The following is a 15,493-nucleotide window of genomic DNA, read 5'->3' on the forward strand; positions in this document are numbered from 1 at the left end:
AAGATCGGGATCACGGAAATTTAATCACTGATGATCGGTCGCCTGCGCCACCCTGGCAAGGAAGCCAGTCTTTTGGAAGAGGCCGAGGGCTTTTTGACAGTCATCGATGCAGTGGAACTCATGCACCTCATGAGTGGGAGCAATCTGCAGCAGGCTGGAGCCACTCTGCAGACACCCATAACAAACCAGGGCCTAACGCGTCAGGTGAGTTGCTTTGAACAAGGCCATGCCACGGGAATACATCAGGTGTCGAACGGGCGTCACAAAATGGCGAAGGCAAATGTTGCTGTAATCCACATCTTCCTCTCCCCAAAACTGGCGTTGTACATTAGTCACATAGGTTTCAGCAGGCAATGGCAGGCTTTCAACTTGTCTCAGCAGAATGGCGATCAGAAAGGTGTCAGGAAACCAAGTCTCAACGCGCGGGGCAATTTTTAGAATATTTTCACACAAGTCGATATCGAGGGAATTCTTCGGCAGCAGCATGAACCCCACGTTTATAGCCTCCAACCAAGCCAGATTCAGTTCTCTGGCCGCCATCAATATGGAGGGTTCCAAAGATGTTCCGTGATCTGGTGTATGCAAGTATCCGGCTTGTAACGATCCGGCATCAATCAGCGCATCAATTTCTTGAAGTGGCTTGAACGCCAAAACATCGTCATCGCTGTAAAGCACGGGGCCATGGCGTTGCACCTCAAGCAAAGTTGCCATCTTTTTTCCCATTGGATGATACTCCGCAAGTTTTGCCAATGAAGGGCATCCTGGAGTGACGGAATCCAGCATCTTTTGAGCGGTCACAATCTCTGCTGCAGGAAAAACGGCGCCAAGCTTTTTAAGAACCTCAGAAGAAAGTTCACCATCAATCACGAATGTGAGCGCTAGATTGCACTTAACATTGGCCAAAATCGACCTTGCGGTCCAGGCGGCGTTATTGATCCTGGAAGGAGTCGTGAGAACAACAAGACGAACGCTCAACGCATCTTGCGAGGTGATGACAGATGGAAACCCGAAAATCTCGTCTCGAATCGCATAAGCACGTTTGTTTTCCCAATTCCAAACCAATCGGGTGATAATGCTTCCGAAAAATTTATCAGGTCTCAGCTTGCTTGCAATGCGACTAAAATATGAACTGTTGTGCATGCGTTTGGTCACTGTTGAACCCCGCGAATTATCCCACCATCTTACCTACTTGGAGACACCGGCGTAAGAATCACGAAATCCTGATTCCCCAGGTGCAGACGCTGATCCCCCACGATAAGCAAAACTCTCTGCAGAAGGAAACCAGGAAGATAAACCGGCAAATCTTTTCGTGTTCGAGGGACTGTAGGAAGGCGAATTGCAGTATGGGAGGCTGAAAATCTGGCAATAATCTGTTCCGAGCTTCCATGATGGGCAAAATCATGCGTTTCAAAGATAATTTTGGACTGCCTCAGCCACGGGTAATTATCAGGATTGAGCACGTCCACTTCTCCACCTTCGATGTCGCAGACCACCAGAGTTTCTTGCGGATTGATTGATTTCCCCATTTCGCTCATGACCTTCGCGTCACAGTTCTCCCGCACCTTGACACGGTTATTCAGACCATTGAAAGAAATAAATGTGTTGAGATTCTCCCGTGCTGCAGAACTTGCCTCGTAGGCCAGCACCTCCGCATCGGGGAAAAGAAGCGACAAACCGGCAGCATAATAGCCCTCACTTGCCCCTATGTTGATAACATGCCGAAATGCAGAGCCTGGCAACCCAGTTATAATTCCATGCAACTCCTTCTCATAGATGCCCAAAAGTTTTGCAGGAACCGCGTTGCCACAATCAAAGGGCGGAGGATAACGAAGGCCTTTAAAAGGTCCTGAAGCAACGCGACCATGGGTGTAGGAGTAAACACATTTCAGGACGCAGAAAGTAAAAGCTCGGCGCCACCAGTGAATGAGAGTTTGCATTGATAATTGTGGGTGAACCCGGAACTCCGCAGAATTAAAACCGGGCATTGATATATGACGGATTATTTAACAGATTTATAGCAACCGGCTGAGCAGACTTTCCGTCAATTTTTGATGCCTGTCGTATTGATGAACGATGCTCACGCGTTTCCCATTGCGTGCTAACATGTCACCTGAAGAAGAAAACGTAAACTCACTCAAATCACTTGTGCCAACGGTAGCAATGCAGTCGTCTCCATTAGGAGTGAGATGTGCACCGTGGATCTGCCCGGTTCGGAGCAACCCAATATGAACTCCTTGGTCGAGATAGGGGCGATGGATCATCCGTGGCAGTTTTTCCATGAATTCTGAACAGAGACGATCGAGGTAGCATGAGATAGCAGTGGCATCACCAATGGTAACACCTGAGCAGATGATTTGTTGGTCAAGGACCTCCTGCATAGGAAACGCGGAATCATCTCCGTAGAGATGCTGCAGCCATTGGCGATTGCCGGATTCATCGCGAACAAGAACGCTTTCAAGACCAGTGATGAGGTTCTGAGGAAGCTCAGCAAAGGGATCCCGCTGGAATACGACATCCCGGCTGTCCGCAAGCAAGACATGATCATAAGCACCTGGGTTTTCAAGAAGGAACCGGCGGGCCAGAAAGTAGCGTGAACACGTGATGTTGAGGAGATAGGCGGCCCAGAGTTCAATGCGAAGACGGCGTTCAGGGTGCATGAGCCATGCATGCCGCAATCTGCGAGCAACCAATCTTGCCAATGCCGGAAAGGTCGTGGCAAGGCGGCGTAAAACCCGATAACGTTGCTTGGGGATCGGTGCCCATATCCGGGCACCAGGCATGAGGGAGGCGAGATTTTGTTCATCCGCCCGACTGCCATGATTCGCAATGAGAACAACATCGGCCCTGCTGCCGCTCGATCGCAAGCTCCGGAGAAAAGGAACTGGCAGTTCCAATGCGCCGGCCGCGTAGTTGGCGGAAAGAATGAGATGGCGAGACATATCGTTTGATTCATTAACACCCCGGTTAGACCTCCCGGTTGGAAACCGAAGGCGGACAGACCTTTTTTCTTAGACAAGCGAGATAATAGTCTTGCAACTGCGTGGAAAGCACATGCCAGTCCATTTTTTGTGCGAGCACTGACTTTGAGTCCGAAGAAAACGGAATGCTGAGTTGCTCCCAATTCAAAGAAACCAGCGTTTTTCTCCACTCTTTGCGAGTGGTTCCCGCCAATATCACGCCTGGAATATGTGGGGCAATCCGGGCAAATTCCCCTACTGCAGAAGCCACCACGTAAGCTTCACCTCCTAGATACTCGGCAAACTTGATTGGGAATCGACTTTGATTGAAGAGGGTGTCCTCCAAGGGTAGGAGTCCGCAGTCAATTGCACGCGCAAAGATCTTGGTTTCCTCTGGTGTGAGATTGCCCAGACAGTCGATGGAAGCACGACTGCTGGCCGACAGCGTTTCTATTAAAGCTGGTGACATGCCGCACAGTGCCAGTCTCACAGTTCTTCCGGGTGGCGGACTCGCAGAGAGCGCATCCAGACACCAGTCTATCTCCCCAAGCGTGCGCCCCATAAATCCGAAATAAAAAGCCTGAGGGTCAAGTCCAAGATTTTCTCTGGCTGCACGTTTGGATGAATGAATCTGATCTGCCCAATAGCCATTGTGAATCACTTGCGTAGTGATTGCTCCCCTTTTTAGAGCCTCCTCTGCAAGGAAACCGCTGCAGGTAGTAACAGCGTCCACCACGGATGGCATTTTTCGTTCAAGAAAATTCACCATTCTCGGCAACCATCTGCCACGCCACAAAAAGCCACCTTTGGCAATAGAAAGTCCTGGCCACCAAAAATCATCCCAGTCGAAGAGTAGGCAGCGGGTGTTTCTTCGGTGGAAAAAAGCAGGCAAACAGCTGTGCGGAAAGGGCTGAAAAATATGATAAATGTCCGCAGGCTCTGGCACATGACGGATTGCCCTCAATAAGGTGAAGGGATCGAGCCGGGAGTTCAGCAAGCGGTGGATGAAAGGCGTCAACGGCACCAAGACATAGCGAATGCCATCTCTGACCTCGTATTGAGTACGTCCCCCATGCGCCGACCCGATAGCATGAACAGTAACCTCATGCCCTAATCTCTTCAAGCCGATGGCCAGATTATGCCAACGGAAATAAGTTCCCTGTGGGAAATCAAAGCAGGTAAAAAAAGTGATATTCAATGCAAAATGATGCCTTCGATTGGAATCTTCCGACGATCGGACTCAGTTACTAGCATGCCCGCATTTGGGCTCTATCCACAACCATTCCATATCTGGCGGGCGCAATTCGTTCATGCTAGCCAACTGATGCCTTATCGTAAGTGATGGGGCTGCTGAAGGAGGAAAATTTGCAGGAGTCCGATGAAGACTCCGAATAACTGTGCTGCACGCAGAGGGCTGGAATCGAGATTTGAGAACGGAACACACATCCGGTTGCCCCCAGTGATGAAGTTCTACTAGCAAAGAGATGCCGACGAGATCGGGTATTTTGTTGGGATCAAGCAATTCAAACTCAGCTCCTTCTGCATCACAAATCACGACGCAATTCTCTAAGTGGGCGGCGAGACTTGCCTCCAGGCCCTCTAAACTGCAATGTCCTTTGATCTCAATGCGATCAGCAACGCCATTGAGTAAAGCAAGCTGGCGCAACAATTCCTGGCCTCGCGGATCCGATTCGAAAGCAACCACCTTGCAATCAGGCAATCTCAAGGCAAAACCAACTGCGTAGTATCCTTCGGCCGCACCAATGTCGATAATGCAGGCAGGACGCCGTGCAATGATGGCTTCAATGACGGCATGGAGTTCCTTTTCATAAGTACCCAGGATTTTCGGACAGAGTGCGCTGCCCGCTGACTCGTGAATGTAACGCATTCCTCGAAAAGGCCCAGTCACAACCTCAGCCTGCGTGGACTTAAGAATTGAGGGCCAGGCTTGATCTATAAGAGCGTAGGTGCGTTGAACGGCGAGACTTTTACGGTAGGCTGAACTGTAAATAAACCGGGCGATTTTGAGAAGACCTGCGGGCAGGACCGCCTTGCAAGGAGACCAGACACGTTTGAGCGTTGCCATCATAATGTTAGAATAAATTGAAGCCTAGTGCTCGGTTGAATTCTTGATAAATCCAAAATATGCGGTGATGACATGAACCAAAAGCACCACAAAACTGGTAATGAAGCCAAGCCAGACAACGGCAACTGTTCGACTCAGATCCATATAGGCGATGCAGAGAGATTGAGCAGTTATCAGGCAGACGATGTAAAACCAGGTCACCCACCAGAATATCCACCGTCGTGCCGCATGCATTGTCCACATGACGCCACCCACATAACTGATGCAGGCGCTCAAGACCACCCAGCCGATCTCCCGCTCCAGCCCTGCATAATTTCGACCCAACAGCCAAAGCAGGGGCTGCGGCAGCAGAAAGCCGACGGTTCCGATAATGCATGCGATGCCAAGCGCAGCCGCTAAAATCTGACAGTAACGTCTGGCCAACAGTGTATGCGGGACAGCGGCAATGTAGGGTTCGACAAACACGGCATTAAAAGCCCCGAGGATGAGAAACAACTGGCCAATTCGTCCAAGCGCGCTGATCTCGGCCAAGTTCTGCGTGGTGCCAAAAATCGCGCTGATGCCGACGAGTATCTGTCCTTGCAGCGCTGTGAAGACCACCCCGGGAATAAGCGGGGAGAGGTAGCGCAACATCTCTGCATTGCGTTCCGACTCGCTTTGCTCCGGCTCCCGAATATAGGCTTGGGAGGAACGCCTGTAATTGAACCCCGTGTAACCGAGTGAGAGTGCCGCAAGCAGGGCTGAAGCCCAGGCACTGAGTGCACCCACGGCATACAAGCCTGCACTCAGCACGAGGCGAAAAACTGCAGACTGAATCTGCGGACGATAATACTTCTGCAGCGACCGATGCACCAAGAGTGGAGCTCCATACATAGTCCAACCTTGGAATAGAACCCCGAGGACAACGGTGCCAAACAGGAGGCATTTGACCTTGTAACCCCATGGTTGTGTCCATGTGATGAGGGGAAAAACCATTGCGGCGATGAGCAGAACCATTCCCTGCATCTTCGACCGCCAGTTGCGTGCGGAACGCAGATAGCTCCCAAGGACCTCGGGATCGCGGCCCCGCGATCCTGCCAAGGCGATGATGGAACCGGAAAAGCCGAGATCCGTCAACTGCGTGACCGTGCTTTGAAACGCTAAGGCCATGCCGAACATGGCGAACTCTCTGACGTCGAGCCACCGGATCAGGAAAAAACCCGTGATGAGATTTAGAAGCTGTACCGCTGGCTGACCGACGAGGAAAGACTGAAGCGGTGCGCGCCAGCGGACAAAGCGTGCCCGCATGGAATTAACAGGTTCGGATGGAAGTGCGCCGATCATGCTGGAATGAGTGCGTCATGGCGGACTGAAAAAATCCAAGCGGCCTCAGGAACAGGGAACGGACTCTCCACAAGCGGTGTGCCTTCTCGGTAAAAAAAGATTATCAGGATAATCCTAACAGTGCAGCCTGATTGCATCGGGCCCAGTCAGCAATGTCGGTGACCAGAGTTGTAAGCGAACGCGATGGCCTCCATTCTGTACGCTTAAACAGGCGATCACAGTCGCCGATGAAAAGACGCAGGTCGAATGGACGCTGTTCGAGGCTGGCCTGAATCGAGATGGTATTTCCCGTGACAGCTTCACACAACCGGGTGAGTTCCTGCAAAGAAATACTCCCAGCCCCCCCCCCCGCCACATTGCCAACCCAGCCTTCCCAGGCATCAAAACCGGTGATTTGCAGCGCTATCAGATCGCAGAGATCTTGCACATGAAGAACATCACGCACCTGCTTTCCTGTGCCGCCATAGCCGATGTAGGCAAGGGGTTTGCCGAATATGTGCGCCATTATCCAGAGGGCGATGACTCCCTGATCGACCTTGCCAAACTGCCACGGACCCGCGACGACGCCACAGCGATTCACGACGGCCTGTAAGCCGAAACTCTCACGGTACTCTTCGATCAACTGTTCTGCGGAAAGCTTGGTGTAGCCATAGAGGGAGCGTGCACCGCCGAGATCCAGCGCCTCGGTCACGCCGCGCGAACTGATACCTAGCGTGCCTTCGTCAGCCCATGCGAAGCGGGTTTCCATTTCCTGCCAAGGATGAGATTCGAGCCGTGCGACGGGATAAACGCGGCTGGTGGAAAGAAAAAGAACCTTGGACTTCCACTTCCGCGCCATTTCAAGGCAGTGATAGGCACCGACCAGATTCGTCTGAAACAGGTAGTCGGGAGAACCATCCTGCCCGGCAAGCACGGAGGGCTCCGCCGAGCACTCAATCAGCAAGTCGAATTCGCCCGCAGGAAATTGATCCACGAACCTGATGTCGCCACGGTGGCACCGGATGCCGCGATCCTGCAAACGCACGACGTTCAACTCAGATCCGCGTCGGTAAAGATTGTCCATGCAGACGATCTGCGCAGAGGGGAACGCCCCCTGAAGGTGGCAGGCAAGGTTGGAGCCGATGAAGCCCGCACCACCCGTGATGAGTATGCGCTGTGGAGACATTATTACTGGGCGGAAGCGCGGTGGATCTCCTCGAAGACATCATCCAGTGACTTCGTGATTCCCCACGACGGATAATGGTTCTTCATTTTGGACAGATCGCTGATGTAGCAGATGTGGTCCCCTTCCCGGTTCTTGTCTACATACTCCCATTTCATGGGTTTGCCGGAAATGGCGGAGATCTTGTCGAAGGCCTCCAGAATGGAGACGCTGTTGTCGCGACCACCACCGATGTTGTAAACCTCGCCGCAGCGAGGAGCTTCAAAGAAGGCGTGCATGAAGCGGACGACATCGAGGCTGTGAATGTTGTCCCTCACTTGCTTGCCTTTGTAGCCGAAGACATTGTACTTTTTTCCGGCCAGGTTGCATTTGATCAAATAACTGAGGAAGCCATGGAGTTCGACACCGCTGTGGTTTGGGCCCGTAAGACAGCCACCACGCAGGGCGCAGCATTTCATGCCAAAGTAGCGCCCGTACTCTTGAACCATGACATCGGCAGCGACCTTCGATGCGCCGAAAAGGCTGTGCTTGCTCTGATCAATGGAGAATTCTTCGGTAATGCCGCCGACATAGGCGGGATCATCATAATCCCAGCGGGTGTCCAGCTCTTTGAGCTTGATGGTATTGGGACGGTCACCATAAACTTTGTTGGTGCTCATATGGATGAACACGGCCTCCGAGGCATGGAGGCGAGTGGCCTCTAGAAGGTTTGAGGTGCCGACCGCGTTTGTATCAAAATCATCAAAAGGCCGCGACGCAGCGAGATCATGGCTGGGCTGCGCAGCGGTATGGACGACATGGGTGGGCGCCAGCGTGGCGAGACAGTCGAGCACAGCCTTGCGATCCCGGATGTCGAGCTCGTGGTGATGGAAAGATGGGTGCGCTGCTTTGAGCCGCTCCTGATTCCAGCGGGTATCCCCTTGCGGGCCAAAGAAGTCGGCACGCATGTTGTTGTCTACGCCATGTACCTGCCAGCCCTGCTGACAAAAGTAATCAACGACTTCGGAACCGATGAGACCGGAGGATCCGGTGACGAGGAGTTTCATGGGAAAAATATAAATGGAGGATGATTGAAGCCGATTTGATTCAGCATATTCGAGCCGCTGACTGGATGCGAGGGTCGTGAGTAAGGCCGAAGATGCATGTGGCCAAAGCATGGCCGCACTGCACGGCCGACGAAGCGATGATGAACCAAGCCAGCCCCATCACGCTGTTGAGCGGCAGCATCCAGGCGGCCACAGCCTGGGTAGCGAGGGTTAATGGAATATTGAGCCAGGCCAGATGATTCCATCCGCGGGACGCATTCAAGGCCCACACAAAACCAGATACGTTGGTGAGGGCCATGCCCGCCAGCACCAGCTCCAGTTCCCGCTGAAGATGCATGTACTTGCCACCGAGGACCCAGAGGAACCAATGCCCCTGCCACCAAGCGAACGCCAGAACCATGATGCTGAATGCCACCGTACCTGCCACCAGGGCGATTGCCATGGCCCACATCCGTTTTCTGTCCGAGGCACGGGCAAAGGAAGGGAATACGAACTGCCCGAGAGGCCCGGCGAGCACGGCGAAGATGACGGCGAGTCGATTCAGCGCCCCGAGATCCGAGACCTCGCTGGTGGTGGCAAAGACGCTGATCAGCCAAGTTGCAAGCTGGCCCTGAATGCAGATGAAAATGCAGTTTGGCAACAGCTGACGAACCACGTCCCAGATGCGAGCCGTATGATCGGCGAGGCCAATGGGCTGCACGTCCCCCAGCAATGGCAGAACCTGCATGCGGACGATTCCATATTGGGTCAGATGGGCCACCAGAACCGCCACGAGAGCAGTGAGGGGAGTGAGCCCTCCCAGCAGAGCCAGTGCCGCTGTCAGCGCAGTCCGGACAAAGACAGGCAAAAGATCTGCCACTTGAAGCTGCCGGGTGCGCGATTGCAGACGGTTGACGACATTGAAAATAGCGGTGGTGGAAATCTGCCAGATGGGGGCGAGCACCAGCGCAGTCAGTCCAAGTGCAGAAGGAAGGCCTGCGCCATTGCGAAGCAGCAGCCAGAGGGAAATGCATGCAACGATGACTGAAGAAAGAGCCGCCAGTTTCACCCGCAGGCGCAGCGCAGCGTGCACCAGACCTTTCAAAGATGCCTTGTCCTGCCAGATCGTGCCACCTATTGAGGTGACGGCATTGACAATGCCTGCATCCGCCAGGACGGCCAGCGCGGCGCTCATGCTGCTGGCAATGGTGAACCAGGCGTAATCCGGCTTCTCCAAAGTGCGCACCAGCAGGAAACCCGCGATGGCATTCAGCGCCTGTACGAACAGCTGCACCAATGCGAAGCCGCCAAAGATCGCGCTCCAGCGGTACAGGCGCAGTCGATTGTGGCGAAGTGACAGCCATGATAACATTCGAGAGGGGTGAGGAGCTGAGCAAGCTGGCGGCTCTTAGCTGTTGCAGGAACGGCAGGGTGTGTGAAAAACTGCCATTCTCACATGGAACAAGACGCTGCCGCCATCACTCCGGAAAACCTGCGGGTGCATGTCATTCATTATACCCGGCTGACGGAACGCCGGGCGCATATGGAGCGTGTGCTGCGGGAGCATGGGCTGGACCACTTTCCGGTAAGCTGGATGACAGCGCATGATCGCGAGGAAGTGCTGGCAGATGGTGCGTTTGAACGCGGCGAGTGGGGAGACCCTAAAGTGATCGCAGCGGGTTCGGTGTCTCTGATCTTGAAGCATCTGGCGGTTTACCGCAAAGTCGTGGCTGAGCCGCACGCATGGCATCTGATCCTGGAAGATGATGTCCTGATCCGTCCTGGCTTTCTGTCCGCTTTGACAGACTGCCTGAATGAGCTGCCCAAAGAGTGGGACATGTGCTTTATCGGACTGGGCTGTGATCTGCATGTCCCCTGGTGGCTGCGACGCGCCGGCAAGCGTCTCTACTGGCGCGGCTGGAAACGCGGGCTGCTGTGGGGTGGTGGCGGCTGCTCCCGCTGCACGGAGGCGTATCTGATTCATCCCGGCTGTGCGGAGCGTGTGCTGTCCAGCCGGTTTGCGCATCCGTCTTTCAACCGTCCCATTGACTGGCATTTGAATGCCGCGGGCCAAGCTTTGCATATCCATTCTTACTGGGCTGAGCCGCCCTTGGTCACCCAAGGGGCGTTTGAGAGCTGGATGAACGATCCCGCCTTGAACCCTGCAAGGCCATGATCGGCGCAGAGTCGTTGCCTTCACTCTGTGATCAATACGTTCCATGTTTGAGCCAGCCTTGTTGTATCGAGAAAGGGTTTGAAAACCCGCTTGTTGCACTTGATCTCGGTCTACCTGCGAACGGCCAGCCAGTTTCCGACAAGATTGCGGTAATCTTCAATTTGAACGGGAGCATTCATCCCCTTCCCTTGCTCCACGGAGCGCACTTCGAATCCTGCGGATTCCAAATACGTCAGCAAATCGTTGGCTGCAAAGCCATGACGGGCTGAGTTCGGATCCCCGGCTTCAATCAAAATCTGCCGGGTGTTTTTGAGCAGGTTGCTGGCACCGCGCAGCACGGCGAGTTCCACCCCCTCGACATCGATCTTTAAGAGATCACAGCGAAGCAAGTCCGGAAACAAAACATCCAGGATGGTGACTGGAACCGTGATACTTTTAGTGTTCAAGCCCGAGTGGTGAGCGGAACCTTTGGGAACCATGAAATTCATGTCATCACGGCGGTCATCGGTGAACTGCGCCCCCTCTTCACTGGAGGCGTCTGCAACGGCGACTGCATAACGCTGAACCTGCGGTGAACTGAACTGGTTTAGGCTGAGGTTTTCCTCCAGACAGCGATGAATGAAGGGATGGGGCTCGATGGCATGAACAACGCCGTTCTCGCCGACGGCGCGTGCCCCTTCCATGACGGTAAATCCTATGTTGGCTCCGACGTCAATCATCGTGTCTCCCGGTTTGAGAAGTGAACGGATGATGTCCAAATCGGCATCCCTTTGATGTCGGTCCACCCAGAGCTGCCAGGCAAGGTTGGCCGGATGCAGATGGAGACGAAACGAACGCATTGGAAAAGTGATCCGCCGTCCCCAGCCGGTACGCCAGAATACTTGGGCGGCCAAAAAACGAAGCGGCTTCGGATGGCGCAGCACACTTAAGAGACGGTTCATTGAAGATGGGATCCCACATGAATTTAGTCACGAACGATCGATTCCACCCAGCCCTGATGCTGAAGATACCACGACACGGTATCATGCAGCCCATTTTCAAGGGTGTGTTCGGGATTCCAGCCGAGTTCGAAACCGATTTTCGTCGCATCCATGGCGTAGCGTCGATCATGACCGGGACGGTCAGAGACAAAAGTGATGAGACTGCGCGAATGCCCCGAGTTCGGGCTTTAGGTAACCGGCAGAGGTAAGGCAGTCCAGATTGACAAGCTTCGAGATTTCAGGCTGGCCAATGACGTGCCGGATGAGATTTGAGCCGATGAAGCCTGCCCCGCCAGTGATGAGAAGATTCATCATGCTTTGACGGCGGCGTATTCGCTGAAGACGCCCATGCAGGCGATACGCCGGGCGTCTTGGAAACCGGCGGCCTTGAGGGCTGAGACGACGGCCTCAGGACGGACACAGGCGTCCATGGTCTCCCAAAAGTACACCATCATCTCCTCCGCCTTTTCGCTGCGGGTGAGCAGGCGGGCGAAGAAGGGATACACGATGCCGAAGTAGAGCTTGAAGAGCGCGGAGCCAAGCCTGCCCGCTGGGCGGGTGGCCTCCATGATGAGGACGCGGCCGCCGGGCTTGAGCACACGGTGAAATTCACGGAAGGTGGCCTCCAGATCGGCGAAGTGGCGCAATGCGTAGCCCACCGTAAGGAAGTCATAGGCGTTGGCTTCGACAGGCATGCTCTCCGCGCGGCTCTGGATGAAACGCGCGCCTGGCAGCTTTCCCTTGGCCACAGCCAGCATGCCATCGCTGGGCTCCACGCAGGTGATGGTGCTATCACCACCGAGCACTTGGCTGGCGGCTACGGCGACGAGGCCTGTCCCGCAGGCGACATCAAGGTGCTGCATGCCAGGCCGCAATCCATGGCGGCTCTGCGCTGTTTTGCGGTAGAGATTACCCGTGCCAAAGAATCCCCAGCCGACGATGGGATCGTAATGCGCGGCTCCTTGATCGAAGAGTTCTTTGACGTAGCTCTGCCTTTCTTCAGGCTGGGTGTAGCGATGGGGCAGGACTGGATGAGGAATCATGGAGGTTTCAGAAGCTTTTAAGGCCAACACTTTTCACTTCGATGGCAACGTCGGCGAGGTAGTGTCACGGTACTCGCACTGGGGCAATTCGATCACGAGGTTTTCAAAGTCGTAAAGAATCTGAGTTCATGGCCAGAGTTTTGATCACCACTCCAGGATTTCCCCTGACCAAAGTGCGTTCTGGGACTGAGTTCATCACCACACTTCCTGCACTCACCACACTTCCGCTGCCCACCTCCACTCCAGGACCGATGAACGATTGTGCGGCGATCCAACAACCATCGCCCAATGTGATGCCACGCACGATCAAATCGAACGTTTCTCTGCGATGATCGTGTGAGCCTGTGCACAAGAACGAACGTTGTGAAATACAGACATGTGATCCGATTGTCACTGGGGCAAGACTCAGGATCATGACCTCTTCTCCCAGCCAGACGAAGTCACCCAGGATCAGCCGCCATGGGAAGGAAATGTTCACATTCGCCCTGATGACAACGCCTGTGCCCACTTGGGCACCGAACCAGCGGAGCAGGGATGATCGTAAAGCAGAAGGCCATGGCACCGAAGTTTGAAAAAAAATCCTCTTTGTCAAAAGCCAGGCAGCCTCTTTCCAGCGCTTCGCACCTCGCTCAAAGTCCTCATTGGCAAACTTGGACAGATCTATCATCAGCTTGATTTAAGGCACTTGCTTACCCTGCCGACAAAGCGTCAAAACGACTCAAATAACTTCAAAAACGTACCACGCAGCCAAGCTGCCGCCAAAGGTCGCTCAAGCAGCGGCCTGGATGGTTTGCCGTGGTAGGATCGGCATTTTTCAAAAAGGGAGGTGACTGTACCATGCTGATACCCAGCGCAAAGAATAAAGTTCTCCGGTATGTTAACACTTTGACACCAAGCTGCGCTGGCAGCGTACATTTTTCTCCGGCAAAGTATGAGTTGTCGTGTTGTCCCGAGTTCTTTTTGGATGAACCCGGCCTTTTTTGCATTTATCCATTTCCATGCGCCGCCCTCCTCCCCTTCTGACCGCCCTTGTCTTCGGCTTGGCCGCGTGTTTTTGCGCCCAGGGACAAACCAGCCTCAAGCCTGAAGGTGCCAACCCAAATGCGCCACGGGTGAGCATTCTGGGCACGCGCTTTGCCAGCGTTCCCGGTACCACCGTACAGTTTGCCATTTGGGAGACACGGCTCTCCGAATGGAATGAGTTTCTGCGGCAGAAAAAGTATCCGTGGTCCTACCAGACGCACTTTGAGCAATCGCCAGAGCATCCGGTGGTAGGCGTCAACCTGCAGGATGCCGTGGCTTTCTGCAATTGGCTCACCGAAACTGAGCGCGAAAAGCACCTGATCGACAGCTCCCAGAGCTATCGCCTGCCAACGCCGGAAGAGTGGGACTCCGCCGTGGGTCTGGCCCGTGGTCGCAAGAAGATCAGCCTCTCCGCTGAAGACCGTCTGCTGGACGATCAAATCTATCCTTGGGGGCAGGACTGGCCGCCGCCTGCAAAGACCGCCAACTTTGCCGATGGCGAGATCACCGGCTACCCCAATGACGGCTATGCATTCACCGCACCGGTAGGAAGTTTCACCCCCACTCGGGAGGGACTGTATGACCTCGCGGGGAATGTTTGGGAATGGACCCAGCCAGTGGAGATCCGGGCGCAACCGACCGGGGTCCTGCGCGGCGGCTCCTGGGCCTATTTCCGTGCTGAATGCCTCACTTCGGCCTATCAGTATGTCGTTCCTGCAGACCTGCGGGCCCCCACCATTGGTTTCCGCTGTGTGTTTGACGACAAACGTCGTACCGCCAGCCTCCTAGCCGCCTCCGATGCGGAGAAAAAGCAGGCTTTGGAGGAACGCATGAAGGCTATGGCTGACAGCCGCAAGGTGGACTCCACCGCGGTGGAAGCACTGCGCAAACAGATGCAGGGCAAGGGCGATGATGGCGGCCTGCCCGATCCAGCAAGCCTCAAACCCGCAGTCGCGGATGGTAGTTCCTTCATCAATGCACTGGGCATGCGCTTTGTCCCGTTGCAGGAGAAAAGCGGCCCTCTCATCTGCGTCACGGAAACCAGCGTGCGCGATTTCGAAACCTGGCTGCGGGATACCGGACGCAACTGGAGCCAGAAACCCTCCTTTCTGCTGGGTGGGAATCATCCTGCCGCCGGTGTGTCCTGGGAAGATGCCATGGCTTTCTGCGCCTGGCTGACCGAGCGCGACCGCGCCAGCAAGCTCATCCCAGCCACCGCCTCCTACCGTCTGCCGAGCGACACCGAATGGAGCCTGGCTGCGGGTTTGAAAAATGAACCCGGCGCCGATCCCGCCGCGAGACATCTTGCCGACAAAACACACTACCCCTGGACGCCAAAGGCGGATGACTGGAAACCGCAGGCACTCGCTGCCAATCTGGATGCCACCAAAATCCCGGGCACCACAGACAATTACTCCTACACGGCACCTGTGGACAGCGCGCGCGGAAACGCCCTGGGCCTCTATGAAATGGGCGGCAATGTGTCTGAATGGTGCGCAGACGCATGGCCCGGTGCGCCGGAAGAGCGCGTCATCCGCGGCGGCAGCTGGCTGAGCTTTGACAAAGAAGCACTGCTGACATCCGCCCGCTCACATGCGCTCAAGAACGCCTCCCGTGCAGATCTGGGCTTCCGCTGTGTGCTGGATTTTGGCACGCCTTAAGTGCCATCAGCACAGCTTCAACAGGCGCCGGATTGGGTCGGGAGAGGATGGTGATCT

General features: G+C 54.7%; 14 protein-coding genes and 2 pseudogenes. 2 read left to right on the top strand and 14 right to left on the bottom strand.

Annotated features, from left to right (window positions below; all coding sequences use genetic code 11):
* Positions 1 to 192: 192 nt before the first annotated feature.
* The 9 genes from AC3RLQ_RS10060 to AC3RLQ_RS10100 all read right to left on the bottom strand — a co-directional run bounded on the left by AC3RLQ_RS10060 (position 193) and on the right by AC3RLQ_RS10100 (position 9,748).
* Positions 193 to 1,140 (bottom strand): hypothetical protein, encoded by a 948-nt coding sequence (locus tag AC3RLQ_RS10060; RefSeq protein ID WP_493036696.1) that lies wholly within the window; start codon positions 1,138 to 1,140, stop codon positions 193 to 195.
* 41 nt (positions 1,141 to 1,181) lie between these two features.
* Positions 1,182 to 1,937 (bottom strand): class I SAM-dependent methyltransferase, encoded by a 756-nt coding sequence (locus tag AC3RLQ_RS10065; protein WP_493036697.1) that lies wholly within the window; start codon positions 1,935 to 1,937, stop codon positions 1,182 to 1,184.
* Between the two features lie 75 nt (positions 1,938 to 2,012).
* Positions 2,013 to 2,939, bottom strand: a complete 927-nt coding sequence (locus AC3RLQ_RS10070; RefSeq protein WP_493036699.1) for a hypothetical protein — start codon at positions 2,937 to 2,939, stop codon at positions 2,013 to 2,015.
* A gap of 25 nt (positions 2,940 to 2,964) precedes the next feature.
* Positions 2,965 to 4,155, bottom strand: coding sequence for a glycosyltransferase (locus AC3RLQ_RS10075; protein ID WP_493036701.1), 1,191 nt, complete (start codon positions 4,153 to 4,155; stop codon positions 2,965 to 2,967).
* A gap of 42 nt (positions 4,156 to 4,197) precedes the next feature.
* Complete coding sequence (locus AC3RLQ_RS10080; RefSeq protein WP_493036703.1) at positions 4,198 to 5,046, bottom strand: hypothetical protein; 849 nt, start codon at positions 5,044 to 5,046, stop codon at positions 4,198 to 4,200.
* 21 nt (positions 5,047 to 5,067) lie between these two features.
* Positions 5,068 to 6,366, bottom strand: coding sequence for a polysaccharide biosynthesis protein (locus AC3RLQ_RS10085; protein ID WP_493036705.1), 1,299 nt, complete (start codon positions 6,364 to 6,366; stop codon positions 5,068 to 5,070).
* A 103-nt stretch (positions 6,367 to 6,469) separates the two neighbouring features.
* Entirely contained in the window at positions 6,470 to 7,531 is a 1,062-nt protein-coding gene (locus tag AC3RLQ_RS10090) for an NAD-dependent epimerase/dehydratase family protein (protein ID WP_493036707.1), read from the bottom strand.
* Between the two features lie 2 nt (positions 7,532 to 7,533).
* Positions 7,534 to 8,574 carry an NAD-dependent epimerase/dehydratase family protein gene (locus tag AC3RLQ_RS10095; RefSeq protein ID WP_493036709.1) on the bottom strand — a complete coding sequence of 347 codons (1,041 nt, stop codon included), beginning with the start codon at positions 8,572 to 8,574 and terminating at the stop codon, positions 7,534 to 7,536.
* Positions 8,575 to 8,614: 40 nt separating this feature from the next.
* Positions 8,615 to 9,748: a polysaccharide biosynthesis protein gene (locus AC3RLQ_RS10100; RefSeq protein ID WP_493036711.1), complete on the bottom strand. Its 1,134-nt coding sequence runs from the start codon at positions 9,746 to 9,748 to the stop codon at positions 8,615 to 8,617.
* A gap of 261 nt (positions 9,749 to 10,009) precedes the next feature.
* Here AC3RLQ_RS10100 and AC3RLQ_RS10105 point away from each other — a divergent pair, with 261 nt between their 5' ends.
* Positions 10,010 to 10,729, top strand: coding sequence for a glycosyltransferase family 25 protein (locus tag AC3RLQ_RS10105; RefSeq protein WP_493036713.1), 720 nt, complete (start codon positions 10,010 to 10,012; stop codon positions 10,727 to 10,729).
* Between the two features lie 110 nt (positions 10,730 to 10,839).
* Here the strand turns inward: AC3RLQ_RS10105 and AC3RLQ_RS10110 are convergent, their stop codons facing one another.
* From AC3RLQ_RS10110 to AC3RLQ_RS10130, 5 genes and pseudogenes are all read right to left on the bottom strand, one after another.
* Entirely contained in the window at positions 10,840 to 11,670 is an 831-nt protein-coding gene (locus tag AC3RLQ_RS10110) for an FkbM family methyltransferase (RefSeq protein ID WP_493036715.1), read from the bottom strand.
* Positions 11,671 to 11,693: 23 nt separating this feature from the next.
* Positions 11,694 to 11,894 (bottom strand): annotated as a pseudogene (locus AC3RLQ_RS10115) (GDP-mannose 4,6-dehydratase); the annotation flags it as partial.
* 10 nt (positions 11,895 to 11,904) lie between these two features.
* Positions 11,905 to 12,021: pseudogene (locus AC3RLQ_RS10120) on the bottom strand (NAD-dependent epimerase/dehydratase family protein); the annotation flags it as partial.
* Positions 12,021 to 12,752 carry a class I SAM-dependent methyltransferase gene (locus AC3RLQ_RS10125; RefSeq protein WP_493036717.1) on the bottom strand — a complete coding sequence of 244 codons (732 nt, stop codon included), beginning with the start codon at positions 12,750 to 12,752 and terminating at the stop codon, positions 12,021 to 12,023. The gene AC3RLQ_RS10125 and the pseudogene AC3RLQ_RS10120, both read right to left, overlap by 1 nt.
* A 103-nt stretch (positions 12,753 to 12,855) precedes the next feature.
* Complete coding sequence (locus AC3RLQ_RS10130) at positions 12,856 to 13,419, bottom strand: WcaF family extracellular polysaccharide biosynthesis acetyltransferase (RefSeq protein WP_493036719.1); 564 nt, start codon at positions 13,417 to 13,419, stop codon at positions 12,856 to 12,858.
* A gap of 331 nt (positions 13,420 to 13,750) precedes the next feature.
* Here AC3RLQ_RS10130 and AC3RLQ_RS10135 point away from each other — a divergent pair, with 331 nt between their 5' ends.
* Complete coding sequence (locus AC3RLQ_RS10135; RefSeq protein ID WP_493036721.1) at positions 13,751 to 15,436, top strand: formylglycine-generating enzyme family protein; 1,686 nt, start codon at positions 13,751 to 13,753, stop codon at positions 15,434 to 15,436.
* The last annotated feature ends 57 nt before the right edge of the window (positions 15,437 to 15,493 follow it).

This window comes from Prosthecobacter sp. GW821-HT29F12 (assembly GCF_058803405.1).